General features: G+C 64.5%; 16 protein-coding genes. 8 read left to right on the forward strand and 8 right to left on the reverse strand.

The window, feature by feature from the left end:
- Nucleotides 1-9: 9 nt before the first annotated feature.
- Entirely contained in the window at nucleotides 10-1,167 is a 1,158-nt protein-coding gene (locus tag KUW00_RS04650; RefSeq protein ID WP_222568338.1) for a hypothetical protein, read from the forward strand.
- A gap of 63 nt (nucleotides 1,168-1,230) precedes the next feature.
- Here the strand turns inward: KUW00_RS04650 and rmuC are convergent, their stop codons facing one another.
- From rmuC to KUW00_RS04665, 3 genes are read right to left on the reverse strand one after another with little or no spacing between them, the layout of a single operon-like run.
- Nucleotides 1,231-2,646 (reverse strand): DNA recombination protein RmuC, encoded by a 1,416-nt coding sequence (gene rmuC / locus KUW00_RS04655; protein WP_222568340.1) that lies wholly within the window; start codon nucleotides 2,644-2,646, stop codon nucleotides 1,231-1,233.
- A gap of 12 nt (nucleotides 2,647-2,658) precedes the next feature.
- Nucleotides 2,659-4,125, reverse strand: coding sequence for an aminoacyl-histidine dipeptidase (locus KUW00_RS04660; protein ID WP_108131142.1), 1,467 nt, complete (start codon nucleotides 4,123-4,125; stop codon nucleotides 2,659-2,661).
- A gap of 34 nt (nucleotides 4,126-4,159) precedes the next feature.
- Entirely contained in the window at nucleotides 4,160-6,601 is a 2,442-nt protein-coding gene (locus tag KUW00_RS04665; protein ID WP_222568341.1) for a GNAT family N-acetyltransferase, read from the reverse strand.
- Between the two features lie 374 nt (nucleotides 6,602-6,975).
- Here KUW00_RS04665 and dctP point away from each other — a divergent pair, with 374 nt between their 5' ends.
- From dctP to KUW00_RS04685, 4 genes are all read left to right on the forward strand, one after another.
- Entirely contained in the window at nucleotides 6,976-8,082 is a 1,107-nt protein-coding gene (gene dctP, locus KUW00_RS04670) for a TRAP transporter substrate-binding protein DctP (protein WP_045991388.1), read from the forward strand.
- 86 nt (nucleotides 8,083-8,168) lie between these two features.
- The gene (locus tag KUW00_RS04675; protein WP_045991387.1) at nucleotides 8,169-8,681 is read left to right on the forward strand and encodes a TRAP transporter small permease subunit; all 513 of its coding nucleotides are present in this window, start codon (nucleotides 8,169-8,171) and stop codon (nucleotides 8,679-8,681) included.
- Nucleotides 8,678-10,006 (forward strand): TRAP transporter large permease subunit, encoded by a 1,329-nt coding sequence (locus KUW00_RS04680; RefSeq protein ID WP_045991386.1) that lies wholly within the window; start codon nucleotides 8,678-8,680, stop codon nucleotides 10,004-10,006. The genes KUW00_RS04675 and KUW00_RS04680 overlap by 4 nt, the downstream gene beginning before the upstream one ends.
- Nucleotides 10,007-10,202: 196 nt before the next feature.
- Nucleotides 10,203-11,162, forward strand: coding sequence for an alpha/beta fold hydrolase (locus KUW00_RS04685; protein WP_222568342.1), 960 nt, complete (start codon nucleotides 10,203-10,205; stop codon nucleotides 11,160-11,162).
- A gap of 15 nt (nucleotides 11,163-11,177) precedes the next feature.
- On the opposite strand, the gene KUW00_RS04690 is transcribed toward KUW00_RS04685, so the two are convergent.
- The 3 genes from KUW00_RS04690 to KUW00_RS04700 are packed head-to-tail and all read right to left on the reverse strand — an operon-like array spanning nucleotide 11,178 to nucleotide 15,993.
- Nucleotides 11,178-14,222 carry an efflux RND transporter permease subunit gene (locus tag KUW00_RS04690; protein WP_045991384.1) on the reverse strand — a complete coding sequence of 1,015 codons (3,045 nt, stop codon included), beginning with the start codon at nucleotides 14,220-14,222 and terminating at the stop codon, nucleotides 11,178-11,180.
- Between the two features lie 3 nt (nucleotides 14,223-14,225).
- Nucleotides 14,226-15,383, reverse strand: a complete 1,158-nt coding sequence (locus KUW00_RS04695) for an efflux RND transporter periplasmic adaptor subunit (protein ID WP_108131137.1) — start codon at nucleotides 15,381-15,383, stop codon at nucleotides 14,226-14,228.
- Nucleotides 15,384-15,399: 16 nt separating this feature from the next.
- On the reverse strand, nucleotides 15,400-15,993 hold the full coding sequence (locus KUW00_RS04700) for a TetR/AcrR family transcriptional regulator (RefSeq protein WP_222568343.1): 594 nt from the start codon (nucleotides 15,991-15,993) through the stop codon (nucleotides 15,400-15,402).
- Nucleotides 15,994-16,210: 217 nt separating this feature from the next.
- On the opposite strand from KUW00_RS04700, the gene KUW00_RS04705 reads away from it, so the two are divergent.
- Nucleotides 16,211-17,866 (forward strand): iron ABC transporter permease, encoded by a 1,656-nt coding sequence (locus KUW00_RS04705; RefSeq protein ID WP_315901105.1) that lies wholly within the window; start codon nucleotides 16,211-16,213, stop codon nucleotides 17,864-17,866.
- Between the two features lie 67 nt (nucleotides 17,867-17,933).
- Here KUW00_RS04705 and KUW00_RS04710 read toward each other — a convergent pair whose 3' ends face one another.
- A complete protein-coding gene (locus KUW00_RS04710) occupies nucleotides 17,934-19,079 on the reverse strand; it encodes an ABC transporter ATP-binding protein (protein ID WP_108448432.1) in 1,146 nt (381 codons plus the stop codon).
- 382 nt (nucleotides 19,080-19,461) lie between these two features.
- Here KUW00_RS04710 and KUW00_RS04715 point away from each other — a divergent pair, with 382 nt between their 5' ends.
- The gene (locus KUW00_RS04715; RefSeq protein ID WP_222568345.1) at nucleotides 19,462-20,481 is read left to right on the forward strand and encodes a Fe(3+) ABC transporter substrate-binding protein; all 1,020 of its coding nucleotides are present in this window, start codon (nucleotides 19,462-19,464) and stop codon (nucleotides 20,479-20,481) included.
- A gap of 145 nt (nucleotides 20,482-20,626) precedes the next feature.
- Here the strand turns inward: KUW00_RS04715 and KUW00_RS04720 are convergent, their stop codons facing one another.
- Complete coding sequence (locus tag KUW00_RS04720; RefSeq protein ID WP_146164618.1) at nucleotides 20,627-21,136, reverse strand: hypothetical protein; 510 nt, start codon at nucleotides 21,134-21,136, stop codon at nucleotides 20,627-20,629.
- A gap of 234 nt (nucleotides 21,137-21,370) precedes the next feature.
- Here KUW00_RS04720 and KUW00_RS04725 point away from each other — a divergent pair, with 234 nt between their 5' ends.
- Entirely contained in the window at nucleotides 21,371-22,438 is a 1,068-nt protein-coding gene (locus tag KUW00_RS04725) for a sodium:calcium antiporter (RefSeq protein WP_045992633.1), read from the forward strand.
- Nucleotides 22,439-22,440: the final 2 nt, after the last annotated feature.

Consider the following 22,440-nt stretch of genomic DNA (forward strand, 5'->3'; position numbering starts at 1 on the left):
GTGAGGACAATGCCCGGAACCACCAACAAGGTACCTTCACTCGACTACGATAAAGTTCACGACAACTGCATATCCCACATAGAAAAATGCAAAAAATGGGTCTACGCCATATCACTTGGCCTACTTTACATTATAACCTCCGCTTCTCTTGACATCATCGACAGGCATATGCTGGACCACAAGAAAAGCCAAACCGAAAAAACTTACCAGGAATTTATTTCATCCACATGGCTTGAGTACGAATATATTGAAGAATTACAAATATGTAGCCAAGAAACAGCAGAAGCTTCCACACTAAACCTTATAACAGCTTTATCCTCAGTAAATGAAACAATTAACAACATTAGAAATAGAAACCACTCCTCGCTTCAAAACCAAATCGCCACCAACAGACTTAGAATCATTACAGAAATAATAAAATCTAACATTTATCTCCCCATAGATCTTCAGGGAAACTGCAAAGAATACGGCCTAAAAAAGGTAAACAGCATTCTCAAAAACCATAGACTTGGAACATCTCCATCGATCTTAAATATACAACAATATTTGTCCGAAGAACTTGAAAAAAAAGAGATAGACGCCTCAAGCTTTCAACATCTACTTGACAACATCCGCACTGCCAAGAACAACCAAACTTCGGAAGAAGCACAACAGGACCTATCTATATTTAAAAACATTGAGAAGTTTGGCAACAACAAAGACCTCCATCAAACATCATTGCATTCTGCACAAAATTTCATTGAAAACCTAGAAGCCAAAGCGTCTAACAACAACACTATAGAATACGCGGGAATAAAAACATCTTACAAAAACTGGACGTGGCTTTTTTACTTTATGTCTCTTGCGCTTCTTTCAGTATCGTTACACCATGCAAGGGAAGCCTTTAGGCTAACAAAACTACTCGAACTACAAAATAGAGAAATTGAAATAGCAACAATATTAGAGATAACAAACCCTGGAAAATTAGGGTATCCTTATGGAACCCTTCAACTCATGGCTACCTCTGCGTCTTTTTACTACGCTAATTCAACCCTAGGGGAGCTTTCAATTATAGAAAAAATACCGGCATTAGTTGCTCTGACCCTTGTTTTTATCATCGCAACAATTAGACAGGTTTACTTAACTAGAATCGCCTTATCTCTAAAAAGGCGCCCCCATCCACAATAAAACAATGGCTTGGCGGTCTCAGTGAGCAAGTGCAGCACCCGATTGATCATGTACCTGCTGAATTCACTCTTCTATTCGCGGCGACTGAGCCGCCCTTTTGAGCTCCTCCGGTAGCGGCTTTTTCATCCGCGCGCCGAGGCGTTCGAGCTCGAGCGCCTGAGCGACCAGGCTGCCCTGGCCCTGGGACAACCGGTTCATCGCCTGGTGATGACTGGCGCTGGCGCGCTCCAGGTGCTTGCCGACGTCGTCGAGGCTGTCGACGAACCCCGAGAACTTGGCCAGCAGGCGCTCTGCCCGTGACACGATGACCCGGGCGTTCTCGTTCTGGCGCTCCATGCTCCAGAGCCCCGCCACGGTACGCAGACTGGCCAGCAGGGTGGTCGGGGTGACCACCACCACCTGGCGGTCGAAGGCTTCCTGGAACAGCGAAGGATCACGCTCGAAGGCCGCGGCGAAGGCCGGTTCCACCGGTACGAACAGGAACACGAAGTCCGGCGAATGCAGCCCCGGCAGGGCCGGGTAGTCCTTGGCGGCGAGTCCGCGGATATGGCTGCGCAGCGAGGTCAGATGGGCGCTCATGGCGCTTTCACGCTCGGTCTCGTCGTCGGCGTTGACCACCCGGGTCCAGGCGGTCAGGGAGACCTTGGCGTCGACGATCAGGTGGCGATCCTCGGGCAGGTAGATGATGGCGTCGGGACGCTGTCGTCCCTGCTCGCCGTTCATCGACACCTCGCGGCGGTACTCGATGTCGCGCCGCAGGCCGCTGCGTTCCAGCACGGTCTCCAGCATCAACTCACCCCAGCCGCCCTGAGCCTTCTGGTCGCCCTTGAGTGCCCGGGCAAGCCCCGCCGCCTCCTCGCCGAGGCGGGCGTTGAGACCCGCCAGCTGCTCGATCTGGGCCTTGAGCGATACCGCCTCGCGGCTGTGCTGTCCGGTCAGGTCCTCGACCCGCTGGCGGAACTGGTCCACCTGCTCGCGAAACGGCTTGAGCAGCGACTCGAGTCCCTCGCGGCTCTGGGTCTGGTAGGCCTGCTGGCGCTCGTCGAAGACCTGGCCCGCGAGCCGATGAAATTCCTGCTTGAGCTGCTCCCGGGAGGATTCCACCAGCGCCATCTGCTCGCGATGACGCGCCGCCATCTGCTCGCGCTCGGTCTCCAGGCGGGCGTTGTGCTCACGCACATCGGCGAGCTGCTGACGGGCGGCCCCGAGCTCGCCCCGCTGGGTCTCGAGCTGCTCTCGGCTGGCGTCGAGCTGGGCATCGCTGATGGCCAGCTCCTGCTCGAGCTGGCGTGCGGCCTCGCGCCGCTGCTCGAGCTGAGCCTTGGTCGTCTCGAGCTCTGCTGCCAGGGCCTGTTCACGCCGCTGCCCCTGTCGATGCCCTCGCCAGGCCAGCGCCAGCAACGCAATCGCCAGCAGCGAGACGCCGGCAAGTGCCGGCGCCAGGGGCTGGGCGAACAGTGACTCGAGGGCCGGACTCATCTCAGCCTCATATCAGCGGGTGCCCTCGGCCAGGTCGCCGATCAGCGCCTTGAGCAGGCCGTAGAATTCCTCCACCGAAGCGATCTCGACGCGCTCGTCCGGCGAGTGGGCGCCGCGAATCAGGGGGCCGAAGGAAATCATCTGAAGCTCGGGGTACTTGCCGCCGAGAATCCCGCACTCGAGCCCCGCGTGGATGACCTTGATCTCCGGGTCCACCGCCAGGCGCTGACGATGCAGCTCACAGAAGCGCTTGAGCAGGTCGCTGTCGGGCTGAGGCGTCCAGCCGGGGTAGCCGTTCTCGACCCGGGTACGGGCACCGATCAGCTCGAACAGCGCGGTGAAGCGCTCGGCCAGATCCATGGTGGCGCTGTCGCGCAGTGAACGCACCAGGGCGCACAGGTGAAAGCGGCCGTTCTCGAGGCTGACCACGCCCAGGTTGTTGGAGGTCTCGACTACGCCTGGCACCTCGACGCTCATGCGCTCGACACCGCAGGGCGCGGCATGCAGCGCCGCCACCAGCAGGCGGCTGGCGTGGCGGGTCAGCGCTTCCTCGCGCGGCGTGGCGCAGGGCTCCAGGGTCAGCCGCAGGCCCTCGTCGACGCCGGACAGCTCTCGGCGCATGTCGGCCTCGAGGCGCTCGATGCGCGAGCGCAGCGCGTCGATCTCGTCCCGAGGCACCATTACCACCGCCTCGGCCTCGCGGGGGATGGCGTTTCTCAGGGTGCCGCCACGGTAGTCGACCAGGCGCACCTCGCAGCTGTCGAGGGCGCGCAGCACCCGCACCAGCAGGCGATTGGCGTTGCCCAGCCCCTTGTCGATATCGATCCCGGAGTGGCCACCACGCAGTCCCTTGAGGCTCAGCGTCAGGGCTTCTTCGTCCTCGCCCACCGACTCCACCGGCAACTGGGCCTCGACCACCACGTCGGCGCCACCGGCACAACCGATGTAGACCTGGCCACGGTCCTCGGAGTCCAGGTTGAGCAACAGACTGCCCTCCAGCCAGCCTTCGGCCAGATTCAGCGCACCGCCCATGGAGGTCTCTTCCTCCAGGGTGAAAATCGCCTCCAGCGGACCATGGACGAGTTCATCATCGCCGAGGATCGCCAGCGCCGCCGCCACCCCCAGGCCATTGTCGGCGCCCAGGGTGGTCTGGTCGGCCTTGAGCCAGCCGTCCTCGACCCGCGTGACGATGGGATCCCGGGTGAAGTCGTGGGGCTTGTCGGCGTTGGCCTGGGCCACCATGTCCAGATGGCCCTGGAGGATCACCCCCGGTGCCCCTTCGCGCCCGGGGCTCGCCGGCTTGGACAGACGCAGGTTGCCGTAGGCGTCACGGTCGTGGGCGATGCCGCGCTCGTCTGCCCAGGCTTCAAGGATCTCGACCAGAGCCGCCTCGTGGCCCGAGGGGCGCGGCGTGTTGCACAGGGTACGGAAGTGACGCCAGACGGCGGTCGGAGCGAGGCTATCGAGATGTTCGTTCATGATGTCTATGTCTGCCTTTGCGAATGTTGGCACTCTACCCTCGCCCCGGGGCCTTGGAAAGGGTCTCCAGCAGTGCCAGGGCTCGGCCCACGGCGTCCCGCAACCATTGCTTGACCTGTGCCTTGCCGCGCAGCGATAGCCCGTGCGCCAGGGAACTTTCCGAACGTCCCTGAAACGCCCACGCTGCGAGCCAGGCCAGACTGTCGTGGTCATCGTCAGCCTTAGACATGGACGACGACATGGACGACGACATCGACAGCGACGCCAGCCGACGCACCAAGGCCTGGATGGCCGGACGCGCCAGCGCCGGCTCGCGCTGGCCCCTGGCCAGGTCCTGGAGATCACGACGATCTTCGGCGTCGAGCAAAAAGAAGTCTTCGGCGTCGAAAGAAAAGCGATCTTCGGCGTCGAGCGAGAAGCGGTCATCGGCGTCGAATGCACAGCGATCGCCGACGCTCGCCAGCAGCGCCAGTACCAAGGGTGGCGACAGGCGTGTCAGTTCGAACGCCAGCAGCCCCGGCAACTGCCGCTCAAAGCGCCGCGACAGCCGCTCGATCAGGTCCCGGTTGTGCTCCCCCAGGGCCAGCGCCACCATCGCCGCATGCTCGCCGGTGGCGGCCTCCCGGGTCAGTCCCAGGCGCACCGGACGAAATCCCTGGGCCTGCCAGAACGCCAGCAGCTCGGGATCGGCGCCGCAGCTCGCCCCCAGCAGCGCCTTGCCGGCCTGTTCGGCCTGGCATGCCGCCTCCTGGATCAGCCTCGCCCCGCACCCCAGGCGGCGCCAGTCGGGGTGTACGGCAATCCGTGTGATTCGGGCACAGGGTGCCTTCAGCGCCGCGGCTTCACCGGCGTGGGCCGCCAGCGACTGGGCCATCAGGTGACCACGCGGGCGTCGCTGTCCCAGCAGCACCCGCTCGGCCAGATCCGCATCGAAGCCCCCCTCGTCGACGCACACGCACACCGCCAGCGGCGCACGTGATGTCCCGAGGATCGAGATGCGGGTCGCCGGCGCGTCAAGCAGCGCCCGCAGGTCCGCCGGGGTGGTGCGGTAGTGAGCCTGGACCAGCAGGCCGAAGATGGCCCTCAGCGCGGCTTCGTCCCGGGCCAGGGCCTCGCGATCAAGCGTGGCACAGGGCAGCTCGGCCAACTTTTGACCAGGGCAAGGCGCATTCACCCGCGCCCCCTTCGGCGCTGAGGGCAGTTCGGCATCCAGACACAACAGCGCGTCGATGGCCCGCTCAAGGGGGTCTCCATCGGCCCAGCGTATCGGCGTCCTGAGCTCGATGGCCTGCCACTGGGGCGTCTGCGCCTCCAGATGACGACGAAAGCGCAACGCAAAGCCTCGCCCCGAGCCCTCGTAGCCGTGCACCGTGGTGGCGAAGGCAAGTCGCGGAAATGCCGCCAGCCACTCGCCCAGCAGCGCCGCCGGAATCGCCGCCGCCTCGTCCACCAGCAGCAGCGAGCCGGGGCCACCGGCTTCCCCCCGGGCGACTGCGTCGGTCAGCGCATCCGGGGCGACAAACCTCACCCTGCCACCAGGCGCCTCGAAGCCCTTGGCGTCGCCCTGCCCCTCGGGCAACAGCGCCGCCAGCCGCTCGAATACCGGCGCCACCGACGACGCCCGCGGCGCGGTCACCAGGATATCCAGCGGCGCCTGGCGCTGCTGCTCGGCCTTGACCAGCAGGCGGGCGCAGGCGATGCCCAGCGCCGCCGACTTGCCGCGACCACGGTCGGCGGTGATCACCAACGGGCGGCGTCGCCTGAGGTGCGTCAACCGACGTACCACCTCGGCCTGGTCGGGGCTCAGGCAATCCGGGTCGGGGCTGTCTAGACACGGGCTGTCTGGACAAGGGCTGTCTGAACATGAGCCATCGGCAAAAGGGCTTTCCTGGCCATCATCGAGCGTTGACGTCAGGCCCTCCCCCTGCCGCCAGCGCAGCATCCCGGGAAAACCCGCCAGCAGCCGATGGCAGCGCTCTAGATAACGGCTCGTGAGCTGTTCCAGCCGCCACGGGTGGGCCGCCAGGCGGCGGTAGTCGTCGTCGGGTCGGCGGCCACCGTCGTCGGGGGTCAACAGCACCAGCAGGCCTCCCGCCACCAGGGTACCGGCCACCGCCCCCAGGGCGTCAGGATCGAGGCCAGTGCCTGGCGAGGCGGCGTCGAACACCACCAGGTCGTGCTCGCCGCCGAGCCGGGTGCGCGCCTTGGCGGCGGGAAGGCGCTCAAGCGACGGCGGGGGGTTGGCGGCCCTGTCATGGGCCCCGTTGCCGGCCCTGTCAGCAGCCTCGTCGATCGACGTTTCCCCGACCCACAGCGGCGCCGACCATCCGCCTTGGGCCAGGCACTCGTGGGCAACGCCCCGCGCCCGGTCAGGAGCCTCGCTCACCCACAGCAAGCCGCGAAAGCGCCGCCCTCGCAGCTGCTGTCGAAAGGCAGCGAGCCGCGCGAGGTCCTGTCGGGTCAAAAAGTGGGACATTAAGGCTCCCTGATAAATCAACTTTGGTCTAAAGGCTGCGCCGATTAAACGATCGAGCCGACTACGGCAGCGCAGCATAGATGTCGCTCTAACTTATTCATTTTGCTGAATTGTCGAAACTTTTTCTCACGCCATCGACTGTGCAGCCGCCAAAAAAGTGTGCCGTTTCATCGACATGGGTCGCATCGATCATCTCTTGAAGACCGTGCTAGCTTGATGAAGCCGAGGCGCCATCGTGGGCCAACCCCACGCTGGAACGCCACTACCCCCAGGCACCGAATCCAAGACAATGGCCCAGGGTGCCGGACGCAATTTCGGTGAGGCAGCGATCGCCTCCTTTGCACAGAACACAACAACCCACGGGGAGCACCTGCATGAAGCAAATGACCAAGTTTACCCTGACCAGCATGGCTGCCGGCATCGCCCTGGCCGCCCTGTCGAGTGGCGCCATGGCCCAGGAAAAGTGGACCATGACCACCACCTGGCCGGAAAACCTCGACCTGATCCAGATCGACAAGCACTGGGCCGAGCTGGTCAACCAGCTGGCCGGGGACGAGATCCAGATCGAGTTCTACGCCGGCGGCACCCTGATGCCCGGCACCGAGGTCTTCGACGCCACCGAGACCGGCAGCATCCAGGCCGCCGGCGACTGGCCGGGCTACTGGGCCGGCCGCAGCCCGGCGTTCTCGCCGCTGGCAGCCACCCCCAGCCTGTTCAACGGCATGGACTACCTGAACTGGATCACCCAGTGGGGCGGCTTCGAGCTCTACCAGGAGATCTACGGCCAGTACAACCTGGTCTACCTGCCCTACGGTATCACCAACAACGAGTCCGGCTTCCGCGGCGGCACTCCGATCGCGTCTCTCGCCGACATCGAAGGCAAGCGTCTGCGTCTGTCCGGGCGTGACCAGGGCCGGGTGCTCGAGCAGCTTGGTGGTTCCCAGGTCACCCTGGCCGGCGGCGAGATCTACCAGGCCATCGAGCGTGGTGTGGTCGACGGCGCCGAGTTCTCGACCCCCGGTGTCGACTACAAGGCCGGCTTCTCCGAGGTTGCCGACTACTGGATGACGCCGGGCTGGCACCAGTCTGCCAGCGTGTTCGGCGTGATGATCAACAAGGACGCCTGGGACGCTCTGTCCGAGGAGACCCAGGAGAAGCTGAAGATCGCCTCCGAGGCCACCATGGCCTGGTCGCTGGCCTGGTCCGAGAAGCAGTCCACCGAGGGTACCGCCAAGTTCCTCGAGGACGGCACCACCATCAACCAGCTGTCCGAGGAAGACCTGGCCCAGATCCAGGAGGTCACCAACCAGGTGATCGTGCAGGGTTCCTGCGAGGACCCGATGCTCGGCAAGGTCTACCAGTCGATGATCAGCTACATGCAGGACTACGCCCAGTGGCGTGACGTCTCGGTGCCCTACAACATGAGCCGCGTCACCGACAACCTGCCGTCGCTTGACGAGATCGAAGCCTGCCTCGAGTAACAACCAGGCACGTTTCTGTCACTACCGGCCGGCGGCTCTCTGCGCGAGGCCGCCGGTCATCGTTGGACTTCGACGAGAACCCCACCATGAACGCCATTGCCAAGGCCATCGACTGCTTGAACGAGTGGTTCGGCCGTTTGATCGCTCCGCTGATCGCGATCATCACCCTCGTGGTGGTCTACGACATCGCGATGCGCTTCTTTATCGGACGCCCCAGCGACTGGGCCTTCGACGTCACCACCATGCTGTTCGGTACCCATTTCATGCTGATGGCCGCCTACGGGCTGCGCCATCACGCCCATGTGGAGGTGGACATCGTCAAGCAGCTGCTGTCCCGGCGCGGTCGCGCACTGATCGACCTGCTCGGCTACCTGCTGTTCTTCACCCCCTTCATCATCATGTTCATTACCTATAGCTGGCGCTTCTTCGAGCGCTCCTGGAGCCGCGCCGAGTCCACCTACGGCATCGTCTCGATCCCGGTCTACCCAGTAAAGGCCGTGCTGGTCATCGCCAGCGTGCTGATCCTTCTGCAGGCCATCGCCATCGTCATTCGCGCCATCAATGAGCTGACAGGCCAGGGCGTGGAGGAAGCCAAATGAGCGCTGAACTTCTGACCATCTTCATGTTTGCAGGCCTGATGCTGGGGCTGTTCATGGGCCATCCGCTGGCCTTCGTGCTGGGCGGTGTCGCGGTACTCGGCGCCTGGTTCGGCCCCGGTCCCCAGGTGCTCGGCATCATCATCAACAACATCTATGGGCGCGCCATGGACAATTATGTCCTGGTGGCGATCCCGCTGTTTATTCTGATGGCGCGCTTTCTCAACGACTCGGGCGTCACCGAGAAGATGTTCGAGAGCATGCGCCTGTTGCTCGGACGCGTGCGCGGCGGCCTGGCGCTGACCGTGGTCATCGTCTCGGTGCTGCTGGCGGCCACCACCGGCATCGTCGGCGCCTCCATCGCGGTGATGGGCCTGATCGCCCTGGCACCGATGCTCAAGTACGGCTACAACAAGGGCCTGTCCGCCGGCGTCATCATGGCCAGCGGCTGTCTCGGCATCCTGATTCCGCCAAGCATCATGCTGATCCTGATGGCCAGCTACTCGCCGGTGTCGGTGGGCGCGCTGTTCGCCGGCGCCCTGGTGCCGGGTCTGCTGCTGGGCTCGATGTACGCGCTCTACGTGCTGGTGATCTGCCTGATCAAGCCCGACTTCGGCCCTCCTGTAGGCGCCGAGGAGCGTGCCGAGACCAGCACCGGGGAGCTGGTGATCCGCTTGTGCAAGTACGTACTGCCACCGATGAGCCTGATCCTCGGGGTGCTGGGCGCCCTGTTCACCGGTATCGCCACGGCCACCGAGGCCTCGGCCATCGGCGTGACCCTGGCCTTCCTGCTGTTCCTGATCTTCGGTGATCGCAAGCTGTCGACCTGCTACAACACCTTCATCGAGGCCGGCAAGACCACCACCATGGTGATGTTTGTGCTGGTGGGGGCGACCGCCTTCACCGGGGTGTTCTCCATCGGCGGCGGCATGGACGTGATCAGCGAACTGGTGCTGGCGATGCCCGGTGGCACCACCGGCGCACTGATCCTGATGTTCCTGCTGGTATTCGTGCTGGGCATGTTCCTCGACTGGACCGGCATCGTGCTGCTGAGCTTCCCGATCATGCTGCCGATCATCGAGACCATGGGCGTCGACATGCTGTGGTTCGTGGTGATGGTGGCGGTGGTATTGCAGACCTCCTTCCTGACCCCGCCCTTCGGCTATGCGCTGTTTTACCTGAAGGGCGTGGCGCCACCGGAGGTCGAGACCCTCGACCTGTACAAGGCGGTGATCCCGTTCTGCGCGCTGATATTGATTGCCTGCGTGCTGATGTCCTACTTCCCCGCCCTGGTCACAGGCCTGCCCTCGATGCTGCTGGGCTACTGACCCTCAGGGTAGCCTCCAGCACAACCACACAGCCCCCGCTTCGCGGGGGCTACTCGTTCAGAACGACGATTTTGACAGTGCGTTTCCGGCATATTCTTCGACTTTTCACCCCCTCGCGCTCCTGATTAGGTAAAGCCTCGACGCCGTTCCTGCATCGTATTAAGAGTTCTTAGACACTCTGTGCAAGGGCAGCATCATGGCCAACGTGACCCGCTTCACCCTCTCCGCCTCCGATGCCTATCCGCTCGGCGCCAGCCACTTCGAGGCCACACAGCCGCTGCGTGGGGTGGTGATCATTCACTCCGCCTCGGCGGTGTCACAACGCCTTTATCAGGCCTTCGCACTGTTCCTGGCCGAGCAAGGCTTCCACGTGCTGAGCTACGACTACCGCGGCATCGGGCGGTCGCGACCGGAGCATCTCGAGAAACTGGGGGTGCGCATGCAGGACTGGGCCGAGCTAGACGCCGACAGCGTGACCCAGTGGGCTCGCCAGCACTGGCCGGACTTGCCGCTGCTTGCCATCGGTCACAGCTTCGGTGGCCATGCCATCGGCCTGGGCGACGCCAGTCGACACTTGAGCGGCGCGGTGCTGATCGCCTGCAATGCCAGCTGCCTGCGCTTCATTTCCTCGCCTTGGTTGCGGCTGCGCGCCTGGATGCTGCTCAAGCTGATATTTCCCTTGCTGTCCCGGATCAATGGCTATGTGCCCTGCCGACGGCTCGGTATCAGCGAGGACGTGCCGGAGGGCGTGGCCCGCCAGTGCAGCCGCTGGACCAGCCTGCCGCGCTACTTCTTCGACGACCCGGAACTCGAGGCCGAAGTGCGATTCGCCCGCGTGGCGTTACCTCTGCTAGTGGTGGGGCTCGACGACGACCCCTACGCCAGCAGCGACAGCATCGACCTGCTGGCAGGCTACTTCACCGGGGCTTCGATCAAGCGCCTGCAGCTGTCTCCCAGGGTAATGGGCAGTGGTGTGCTGGGGCACCTGGAAGGATTTCGCCGCCGCCACCGTGACACCCTGTGGCCGCTGGTTTCTTCCTGGCTGGTGGAGCGGGCCCCGTCGACGCAGCCAGATGGCGTGTCAGCCGCCCCCTGGTCCCCCATCGCCGACGAGGCTGGCCCCCATGGGGCCAGCGTTCAGGGAGCCGGCGGCTAGACAGCGGCGGCAGGATCAGCCAGCGCGAATTCGCATCAGGGTGCAATACGCCACCGGCAGGATCACCAGGGTCAACAGGGTGGCGACGCCCAGACCGAACACGATGACCACCGCCATGGAGGCGAAGAAGGCATCGGTGAACAGCGGCAGCATCCCCAGCATGGTGGTCACGGCGGCCATGGTCACCGGCCGCACACGACTGACCGCGGCCTGGATCACGGCGTCGTGGGCATTGTCCTGCTGGCCACGCTGCACGTTGATCTCTTCCATCAGCACGATGGCGTTCTTCAGCACCATGCCGATCAGGCTCAAGGTGCCGAGCAGCGCCATGAAGGTGAAGGGCGCCCCGAGCAACGCCAGGCCACCGATGATACCGATCAGCATCAGCGGCACGATCGACCAGATCGCCAGCGCCTGGCGCAGCCGGCCAAACAGCAGCACGGTGATGATGAACATGCCGAGCAGGCCCATGGGCAGCGATGACAGCAGCGCCTTCTGAGCGTCGCTGGCAGTTTCGTACTCACCGCCCCATTCGATGGCATAGCCCGGCGGCAGCTCGATGGCCTCGACCTGGGGACGCAGCCGCGCCAGCACGCTGGCAGCGGTCTCGCCGGACAGCGGCATCGGCTCGGCGTACACCGCCAGCATGCGACGCCGGTCACGACGCTTGATCAGCGGATCACGCAGCTCGGTGTGCAGCTCGCCGAGCACGTTGCCGGCGCTGAGATAACGTCCCTGCTCTTCACTCCAGACGTTGACCGCGCTGAGGTTGTCGATGTCGTGGCGCTGGTCCTCCCGGGAGCGCATCACGATCGGAATCAGCTCGCTGCCTTCGCGGTAGACGCCGACCTGCTCGCCGTCATTGTTGAGCCTGAGCGCCTGGTGCAAGGCGTCCCGGGTGACTCCGACGCGACGTGCCTGTTGCTCGAGGAACTCGGGCACGATGACGCTCTCGCGATTGCTCCAGGACAGCCGGATGCTGTCGGTCATCGGCTCGTCCTGGAAGATGCCACGCACCTCGGCGCCCAGGCGGTGCAGGGTCTCGGGATCGTCACCGTAGATGCGCGCCTCGATGCTGGCCTTGGCCGAGGGGCCGACCTGCAACGCCTGGACCTTGTACTGGACCCGGGGGAAGTCCTCGCGCAGGGTCTCGATCACCTCTTTCATGCGGGCTTCCCGGGACGCGCGGTCCTCGGTCTCGACGATCAGCTGACCAAAACTCGCATAGCGGTCCTCGGGGGCATAGGTCAGGGTGAAGCGCTGTGCGCCGCCACCGATCACGCTGGTCACCCGGGTCACGTCCTGCATCTCCAGCACCTGCGTCTCGAGGCGCGCGATGGTGCGCTCGGTCTCCAGCACGTCGGTGCCCTCCGGCAACCACACATCGGCAAAGAACAGCGGTGTGGTGGCGTCGGGAAAGAAGGCGTTCTTGACCTGCCCCGACAGCGACAAGGCACCGGCCAGCAGCGCCACCGCCAGCACCAATGTCAGGTAGCGGAACCGAATCCCCACCACCAGCAGGCGGCGAAACACCCGGAACAGCAGGCCACGATAGGGATCGCTATCCCCCTCCTCGCCCGCTTCGATGCGTTCCTTGAAGAACAGATCGAAGAAGAAGGGGGTCAGGGTCAGGGCGGTGATCCAGCTCAGGAACAGCGAATAGCACAATACCCAGAACAGTGACCCGACGAACTCGCCGGTAGCGTCCGGCGACAGCCCGATGGGAGCAAAGGCGGTGATCGCGATGACCGTGGCACCCAGCAGCGGCAGGCGATTCTGACCGACCACCTCCAGCGCCGCCTGGCGCTTGGTCTTGCCCCGGGCAAGGCCGATCATCATGCCCTCGGTGACCACGATGGCGTTGTCCACCAGCATGCCGAGGGCAATGATCAAGGCGCCCAGCGAGATCTTCTGCAGCTGGATGCCGTGAATCGACATCATGATGAAGGTGCCGAGGATGGTCAGCAGCAGGATCAGGCCCATCAGCAGCCCGCTACGCACCCCCATGAACAGCAACAGCACCAGTATGACGATGCCGACCGCCTCGGCCAGGTTGATCAGAAAGCCGTTGACCGCGTCTTCCACCACCTCGGGCTGGTGGTAGACGGTGGCCAGTTCCATGCCCAGCGGCATGCGCTGTTCGAGCTCAGAAAGCCGCTTCTCGACCCGTTCGCCGACCTCCACCACGTTGACGCCGGAACCAAACGAGATGCCGATGGACAGCGCGGACTGCCCCCCTGCGTGGTAGAGCAACTGGGGCGTATCGGTGGTCTGGCGAGTGACCTCGGCGATATCGCCAAGGCGGATCAGGCCGTCACCGGGACGGCCCACCACCAGCCGCTCGAGCGACTCGACGCTGTCGAACTCGCCGGTGGGCTGCACCGACAGCGACAGGCCATCGAGCTTGATATGGCCCGCGTCGCCCACCACGTTCTGGGCGTTGAGCAGGTCACTCAACTGCTGTGGCGAGATCCCCAGCGCGCGCATCCGGTCACGGTCCAGCGACACCACCACCTGGTCCTGCACGGTGCCGGCGATGGCGACCTTCTTGACCCCGTCGACCAGGCGCAGCTCCCGCTGCAGCAGGTCGGCGTGGTCTTCCAGGTCCTGCTGGCTGTAGTCCTCGCCGGTCAGGGTCAACAGCAGGCCGAAGACGTCACCGAAGTCATCGTTGACGATGGAGGTCCCGGCGCCGGGGGGCAGCTCGGCCTGGACGTCGCTGATCTTGCGCCGCAGCAGGTCCCAGTACTGGGCAAGTTCGTGCTCGCGCACCGTGTTCTCGAGCTCCACGGTGATCTGCGACAGGCCGTCGGCGTTGACCGAGCTGACCCGCTTCAGGTCGGGCATCTGCTGGATCGCCTTCTCCAGGCGCAGGGTGACCTCCTCTTCTACCTGTTCTGGCGTGGCGCCGGGGTACTGGGTCGAAATGATGGCGTTGCGGATGGTGAACTCGGGAAACTCCAGCTGCCCGAGCCCGAAGAAAGACACCACCCCGCCAACGGCCAGCAGCAGGGTGATCATCCAGCTGATGACCTTCTGGCGCAGAAAGTAGTCGACCATCGATCAGAGCCCCTCTTCCTTGATCCAGGGTCGTACCCTGCGTCCTTCCTGCATGCGTTCGGCACCGGCGGCGACCAGCCGGTCGCCGGCCTCGAGCTCGCCCTCGATCAGCATCCCCTGGGTGGTGATGCGCCCCGGCACGACCGGCACCGCCTCGACACGTCCAGGGCCGTCGGCGCGGGACTCGTCGTCGGGCACGAAGCGCCACACCACCGCCTGGTCAGGCTGCGATTCCCGCGTGGCCACCGCCGCCACCGGCACCCGCCAGGGATCCTGGCTATCACCGGTCAGGGCGCTCATGTCCAGCAGCACCGTGGCGCTCATGCCCGACAGCACCGTGATGTCGTCGGGTTCAGGCAAGGTCAGGGTGACCTCATAGCTCAGCGACCCCTGGCTGACGCTGCTGTCGTGCTCCTTGTAGCGGGCCGGGTAGCGCTGCTGCTGGTTCTCGGCGAAGGTCACCCAGACCACCGCATCCTCGCCGTCCTGCACCGCCTGGGCGCGCTCGTCATTGATCCGGCGGACCTGCTGCTCAGGAAGCTGGAAGGTCACGTCGATGGACCCCGGCTGCTGCAGCTCGGCGATGGTCTGCTGGGCACCGACCACCTGATAGTTGTCCACCGGGACCGACGCGATCACGCCGCTGAAGGGCGCGCTGAGCTCGGTGTAGCTGAGCTGGTCCTGGGCCTGCTTGAGCTGGGCCTGGGCCGACAGAAACTCGGCACGCGCCTCGTCGAAGCGGGACCGACTGATGGCACCACGCTCCAGCGAGATACGCATACGCTCGTAGGTCGCCTCGGCCAGGTTGTAGCTCGAACGGGCGTTGGCCAGCTGGCTCTTGGCATCACGATCATCGAGGCGGGCGATAAGGTCCCCCGCTTCCACCTCATCCCCCGGCTGCACGGCCAGCTCGCGCAGTTCCCCACCGACCCGGAACGACAGCTCCGAACGCTCCGAGGCCTGCACCTGGCCGGGATAACGCATCAACATGCCCTGGCGCCCGGCGTCCAGCGACACCAGCTTCACCGGGTGTACCTGCTGCTGGGACAAGGGCGGCTGGTCGGATTCACAGCCGGCGACAAGCGCCACGACGGCAAGCAGACTGAACCTGGCCAGCAGGCGCTCAAGGCGCGACGTCGGAGGAAACGTAGAGAAGGTCATGGGGGCTCCTGAGGCGTCAGGGACGCGGGTTGTCGTGGCGAACGGCAATGGCGTCCCAGGCCATCGCAAAGGCCTGGTCGATATTGGTGTGGGTGGGCTCGAACGGGTGGCTCCCCTGGCTCTGCACCAAGTGGTAGATCGGGCGGAACATGAAGCTTTCCAGCAGCGCAAGCCCAACCGGCTTGAGCACGCCATCCCGATGCCCCTGGGCGATGGCATCGAGCAAGGGCGCCAGGCGCAGATCGTTGCGCTCGCGGACCCGATCATTCATCCATACCGAATGGCTGAAGGCGTCGTGGAAGCGAAACAGGCGCGGCTGCTCGAGGGCCAGATGAAACAGCGCATGCCACATCTCGCGCAGCGCCTGGCGCAGCTCAAGTGCCGCATCGAAGGCCTCCAGGGCGGTATCGATCAGCTGGTCACAGACGTGCACAAAGGTCGCCTCCAGCAGGGCGTCCTTGTCGGCAAAGTGGATATAGAGGGTGGCGGGCGACACCCTGGCGCGACGCGCGATACGGGCCACCGAGGCCACGCCGAAGCCGTGCTCGGTGACCTCGACCAGGGTCGCCTCGAGCAGTGCCACCCGCTTGGTGTCGTCGCGTGGGCGCATGACATTTACCCTCTTTTGAGATGCCTCTTAAAATAAATGAATAGTTATTCACTTTCAAAGCCCGCCGAGCCAAGGTCTCACTTCCGTTTGGTGCGCGCCTCCATGCCTCCCCTTGATGGCCAACTGCAGCCGCCGGCACGGACTGGTATGATCTGGCCTCCCGTCCGTCAGCGGTGCCCGCAGCAGGAGTCCGTCCGTGTCCAGCAGTACTCATTCCGTGGCCAAGGTTCGTTCCCGGCGGCTTTCGCGCTGGGGCTGGTTGACGCTGGCAGTCGCCGCGGTGGTGGCACTGCCGGTGCTGGTGATCCTGGCCCATATTCTGGTGCCCGCCGGCGATATCTGGCGTCACCTGGCCGACACTGTGCTGACGCGTTATCTGCTCAACACCCTGTTCCTGGTGCTCAGCGTCGGCCTTGGCACCCTGGCCATCGGTACCGGCTGCGCCTGGCTGGTAGTGATGTGCCGTTTTCCCGGCAAGCGCCTGTTCGAATGGGCCATGCTGCTGCCGTTGGCGGTACCCACCTACGTCATCGCCTACGCCTACACCGACTTTCTGCAGTACGCAGGGCCGGTGCAGGAGGCCCTGCGCGAAGCCTTCGGCTGGTCCCGCGGGGACTACTGGTTTCCCGACATCCGCTCGTTACCGGGTGCCGCCACCCTGATCACCCTGGTGCTCTACCCCTACGTGTACATGCTGGCCAGGGCGGCCTTCCTCGAGCAGTCGGTGTGCATGCTCGACGTGGGACGCACCCTGGGCCGCGGCCCCTGGCAGATGTTTACCCAGGTGGCGGTACCGCTGGCGCGACCGGCGCTGGTGGGGGGCGTGTCGCTGGCCTTGATGGAAACCCTCAACGAGTTCGGCGCGGTGCAGTACTTCGGCGTGGATACCTTCACCACCGGCATCTATCGCACCTGGTTCGGACTTGGCGAACAGGTCGCCGCCGCCCAGTTGGCGGCGTGCCTGCTGGCCTTCGTGATCCTGTTCGTGCTGCTGGAGCGCTGGTCCCGGGGCAAGCGCCGCTTCCACCACACCTCTCACCGCTACCAGCAACTACCGGAGTACCGTCTAAGCGGTGCACGCGCCTGGGCGGCCACCCTGGCCTGCGCGCTGCCGGTGACGGTGGGCTTCCTGTTGCCCTGCCTGCTGCTGGGGTACATGGCGCTGAAGGCCAGAGACAGCGTGCTGGGCAGCGCCTTTTTCGAATACGCTGGCAACAGCCTGCTGCTGGCAGCCGTCGCCGCCCTGATCGCGGTGGGGCTGGCGGTGGTGCTGAGCTATGGCGCCCGACTCGAACAGGGCCCGCTGACCCGCACGGCCACGCGGGTGGCCTCGCTGGGCTACGCGATTCCGGGGTCGGTGGTGGCGGTAGGCATCCTGATCCCCTTCGCCTGGGTCGACGTCCAGCTCAACCAGCTGTACAAGGCCGCCACCGGGGAGGTGATCGGCCTGATCCTCAGCGGTACCGCCTTTATCCTGATCTATGCCTATGTGGTGCGTTTTCTCGCGGTGTCGTTCAACGCCGTGGAAGCGAGCCTGGGCAAGGTCACCCCGTCGATGGACGCGGCCGCCCGCACCCTCGGCGAGACCGCCACCGGCACCCTGCGCAAGGTGCATACGCCGATCATGCGCGGCAGCCTGCTGGCCGCCGGGATCCTGGTCTTCGTCGATGTGATGAAGGAGCTGCCGGCCACCATCATCCTGCGCCCGTTCAACTTCGACACCCTGGCGGTACGAGCCCACAACCTGGCCGCTGACGAACGCCTGGCCGAGGCCTCGACAGCGTCCCTGGCCATCGTTGCCGTGGGGATCATTCCGGTGGTGCTGCTGAGCCTGGCGATGCGCCGCTCGCGCCCGGGCCAGGCCAGCGACTGACGCAGGCCCCTGCTGGATACGACCCGATACGAATAGTCCCCCCCCTGGTGCGCCGGGGCCAGGGGCCCTAGACGGCCTCGAGGCCGGACGCCTCGGCGGGGAACACGAATACCTGGGCCGGGTCGAGACTGACCTGCACGGCCTGGCCTTCCCTCGGCAGAAAGACCCCGGGTACCCGGGCGTGCATGTGGGCCTCCTGGCCATCGATACCGTGCACGCAGAGGTGCAGCAGACTGCAACGCCCCAGCAGTCGTGCCATCAGCACGTGGCTGTGGTGGGCGTGCTGGCCGTCGCTCTCGATTTCCACCACCCTGAGCGCCTCCGGGCGCATCAGCACCTGGGCGCGGGCGCCGTCAGGCAGGTCGGTGGCGACGGGCCCCACCGCGGTATGCACATAGCCACGCTGGGCGACGCCTTCCAGGCGATTGACGTCCCCGAAGAAGGTCACCACGAAGGGGTCGGCCGGCGCGCAGTAGAGCTCTTCCGGCGTGCCTACCTGCACCACCCGACCATCGCGCATCAGCACGATGCGATCGGCCATGAACATCGCCTCTTCGGGGTCATGGGTCACCAGTAGGGTGCCTGCGCCCACCTGCTTGAGCACGTGCAGGGTGTCATCACGGATACGGTCCCTGAGACGCGCGTCGAGGCTCGAGAAAGGCTCGTCCAGCAGCATCAATTGCGGCGAGGGCGCCAGGGCCCTGGCCAGGGCCACCCGCTGCTGCTGGCCACCGGACAGGGTGTGCGGGAAGGCCTCGGAGTAGCCGTCCATACCCAGCTGAGCGAGCAGCTCCAGGGCTCGTTCACGGCGCGCGCGCGCCGGCATCCCCTTGAGCCCGAAGGTCACGTTGTCGAGCACGCTCAAGTGGGGAAACAGTGCCGATTCCTGGAAGGCCAGCCCCACGCTGCGCTTCTCCGGCGGCACGTGGGGGCGCCCCGGTGCGGCCAGGGTCTGGCCGTCGAACTTGAGCTCCCCCTGCTGCAACGCCTCGAGTCCGGCGACGATGCGCAGCAGCGTCGTCTTGCCACAGCCCGACGGCCCGAGCAGGCACACCACCTCGCCCGGCGCGATGTCGAAGGAGGCGTCGCTGACGGCAAGCTTGCTGTCGTATCGATGCTGGATATTGCGCACAGCCAGCAGAGGATCGGCGACAACGCCTTCCTCGAAGGTCTGCTCGGAAACGGTGGCGGAGCTGGCAAGGTGTGAGGTCATGGAGGGGATCGCGTGTCGAAGGTCGGATGGACGACGGCGAAAGCCGATGGATTGGCCATGGTAACGCGAATCCTTTCGACACGCCTTCTCCTTTGCCTGTGCGATATCTCCCGCTCCAACAGGTCAGCCTCGCAGTTCTGCCGGCTCCCGAAGCAGCGGGTGCCAGGGGGCGCAGCGCCAGGCTAGAGCGCCCGATGGCCGGAGCTATCCGCCCCCGACGTAGCCCCCATCAGTACATCGATCGTGCCCCCTCCACTATGCCGAGAGAAGCACCCTGCATCAGCCCAAGGAGGCACAGTGATTGACGCCGTGCCCGGGAGGTCGTTCAATACGGACACCGAATGACACGTATTATCATTCCATCCGCCAATCGAGGTCTCCGATGTCCAACGTCTCTCGTCTTGCCATCGCCATCGCCCTGGCCGGCGCTTCCGGTCTCGCCTACGCCGACGGCAGCGTCAATGTGTACTCGGCACGTCACTACGACTCCGACCAGGCTATGTACGACGCCTTCACCGAACAGACCGGCATCGAGGTCAACGTGCTGCAGGGCGATTCCGACCAGCTCATCCAGCGCATCAAGCGCGAGGGCGAGGCCAGCCCCGCCGACATCATGATGACCGTGGACGCCGGCCGCCTGTGGCGCGCCGAGGAGGAAGGCATCTTCGCGCCGGTGGACTCCGAGGTGCTCAACGAGCGCCTGCCCGAGAGCATGCGCCATCCCGAAGGCGACTGGTTCGGCTTCAGCCAGCGTGTACGGGCGATCTTCTACAACCCCGAGACCATCGAGCCCGAGCAGGTCGACAGCTACGAGAAGCTGGCCGACCCCAGCCTCAAGGGCAAGATCTGCATCCGTTCCTCCAGCAACATCTACAACCAGTCACTGCTGGCCTCGATGGTCGAGCACCACGGTGAGGAAGGTGCCGAAGAGTGGGCCCAGGGCGTGGTCGACAACATGGCACGCGACCCCGAGGGTGGCGACCGCGACCAGATCAAGGGCGTAGCCAGCGGCGAGTGCGACGTAGCGGTGGCCAACCACTACTACTACGTGCGCCTGCTGACCTCCGACGACGCCGACGAGCGCGAGGCCGCCGAGAGCGTGCAGATCCTGTTCCCCAATCAGGATGACCGTGGTGCCCACGTCAACGTCGGTGGTGCCGGCCTGGTCAAGGGTGCACCTAACCACGACAACGCCGTCGCCTTCCTCGAGTTCCTGGCCTCCGACGAAGCTCAGGAACTTTTCGCCGTGGGCAACCACGAATTCCCGGTGGTCGAGGGCGTCGCCGTGGACGAGGTGCTCGGCTCCTGGGGCGAGTTCAAGAAGGACGAAGTCAACGTCAGCGTGCTGGGCGAGAACAACCCGGAAGCGGTCAAGATCTTCGATCGCGTCGGCTGGCGTTAAGCCCGTCCACGCAGGCCCTCGCCGCTGACGAGGGCCTGCGAAAGCAGCACAAACGCCAAGGCCACAACGACAGGGCCCGTGCCGATCGGCACGGGCCCTGTCATTGGTCCAGTCAATGGACCCGTCATGGGCCCAACAGCGGCAGTCAGCCGTCGGTGGACTCCAGACGCAGATCATCCGGATGCTGCCACACATCCAGGCTGCCCATACGGCGGCCGCGGTCGTTGAGGAAGGTTTCCAGCGTCACGGTGGTGTCGCTGCCGGCCCTGGAGAAGACCAGACGATCAGACGTCTCGCGGGTGGAGGTCCAGTCACTGCCCAGGCACTGGCCAAGGGCCTCACCACCGGCCACCAGGGCACCACGTGGGTCGTCACTGTCCATCCGTCCGAAACAGGAGTAGTGATCCGGGCGCTGCGCCGAGGTGATCAGACAGGAGTCGTGGAAGGCCTGGACATCGGTTTCCCAGCTGCGGGTCAGCCGAGTGTCGTCGAAGCGTCCCTTGATGTCGGTGAAATCATTGTCGGCACTGGCCACGGCCTGATTGAGGGCGTCGCAGTCGAACATCTCGGCCGCCGTCTGCGGTTGTGAGGTCGACGCACAGCCAGCCAGTGTCAGCATGGCCACAGCGGCCCATCCCATCTTTCCCCGTGTCATATCCTTGTCTCCGGCAGTAAGGCCGTGGCAACCACGACCAGATAAGCAATCCATGACCGACACCATAGCACCCGTAGTGCCATCCCGGCAGTGGCGATAGGCGCATCCGCCACCCCAACTTTGCCATTGTGCCACGGATCACGCCGACCATGGCGATGCCAATGCCCTGGCACTTTTGCGCGAGCGATCAGGAAGGCTAAGCTGACAAGGCCACTTCTCGCTCAAGGATAGGGAATGTCCGCCATCTTGCTCTGGACGCTGGTCGCCGTCATCGCCACCGCCATCATCTGGAAGGGCAGCGGTCTGCTCGAACGCTCGAGCCAGCGCCTGTCGGCCTACTACCGGCTGCCGGAAATCGTTCAGGGTGCCATCGTGGTGGCGGTGGGCTCGAGCTTCCCGGAGCTGTCCACCACCGTCATCTCGACCCTGGTCCACGGCGAGTTCGAGCTCGGTGTGGCGGCCATCGTCGGCTCGGCGCTGTTCAATATTCTGGTGATTCCCGGGCTCAGCGGGCTGGCCTCGAAGTCACCGCTTCAGGCCAATCGCGACCTGGTCTACAAGGAAGCCCAGTTCTACATGATCGCGGTGGCGGTGCTGACCCTGACCTTCGCCTTCGCCGCCATCTACCACCCGGTGGAGACCTCGCCCCAGGGCGGCAGCATCCAGGGCGAGATGACCCGCTGGCTGGCCTTGATGCCGGTAGCCCTGTACGGGCTCTACCTATTTGTGCAGTACCAGGACACTCTGGATCATGAATCCGACGAGGACGTCAGCGACATCCGCCCGGGACGTGAGTGGGGACGACTGGCGCTGTCGCTGGTGGTCATCGTGGTCGGCGTCGAGGGACTGGTGCGCGCGGCGATCAACTTCGGCGAGATCTTCGGCACTCCGAGTTTCCTGTGGGGCATCACCGTGGTCGCGGCCGGCACCTCGATTCCCGATGCCTTCGTCTCCATCCGCGCTGCACGCCAGGGACGCGGCGTCACCAGCATCGCCAATGTGCTAGGCAGCAACACCTTCGACCTGCTGGTGTGCATCCCGGCAGGCGTGCTGATCGCCGGTACCGCGGTGATCGACTTCTCGCTGGCGGCGCCGATGATGGCCGCGCTGACCTTCGCCACGGTGCTGCTGTTTCTGATGATGCGCACCCACATGATCCTGTCGCGGCGCGAGTCGATCTGTCTGCTGGTGGTCTACGCGGCCTTCGTGGTGTGGGTCTCGCTCGAGTCCTTCGGCACCATCGACCTGGTGCCACACCTGCCGCCATCGGGCGCTGTCAGCGCCCACGCCACGACTGGATAGCG

This window comes from Halomonas sp. DP5N14-9 (assembly GCF_019802175.1).
Classification (GTDB): Bacteria; Pseudomonadota; Gammaproteobacteria; order Pseudomonadales; family Halomonadaceae; genus Halomonas; species Halomonas litopenaei.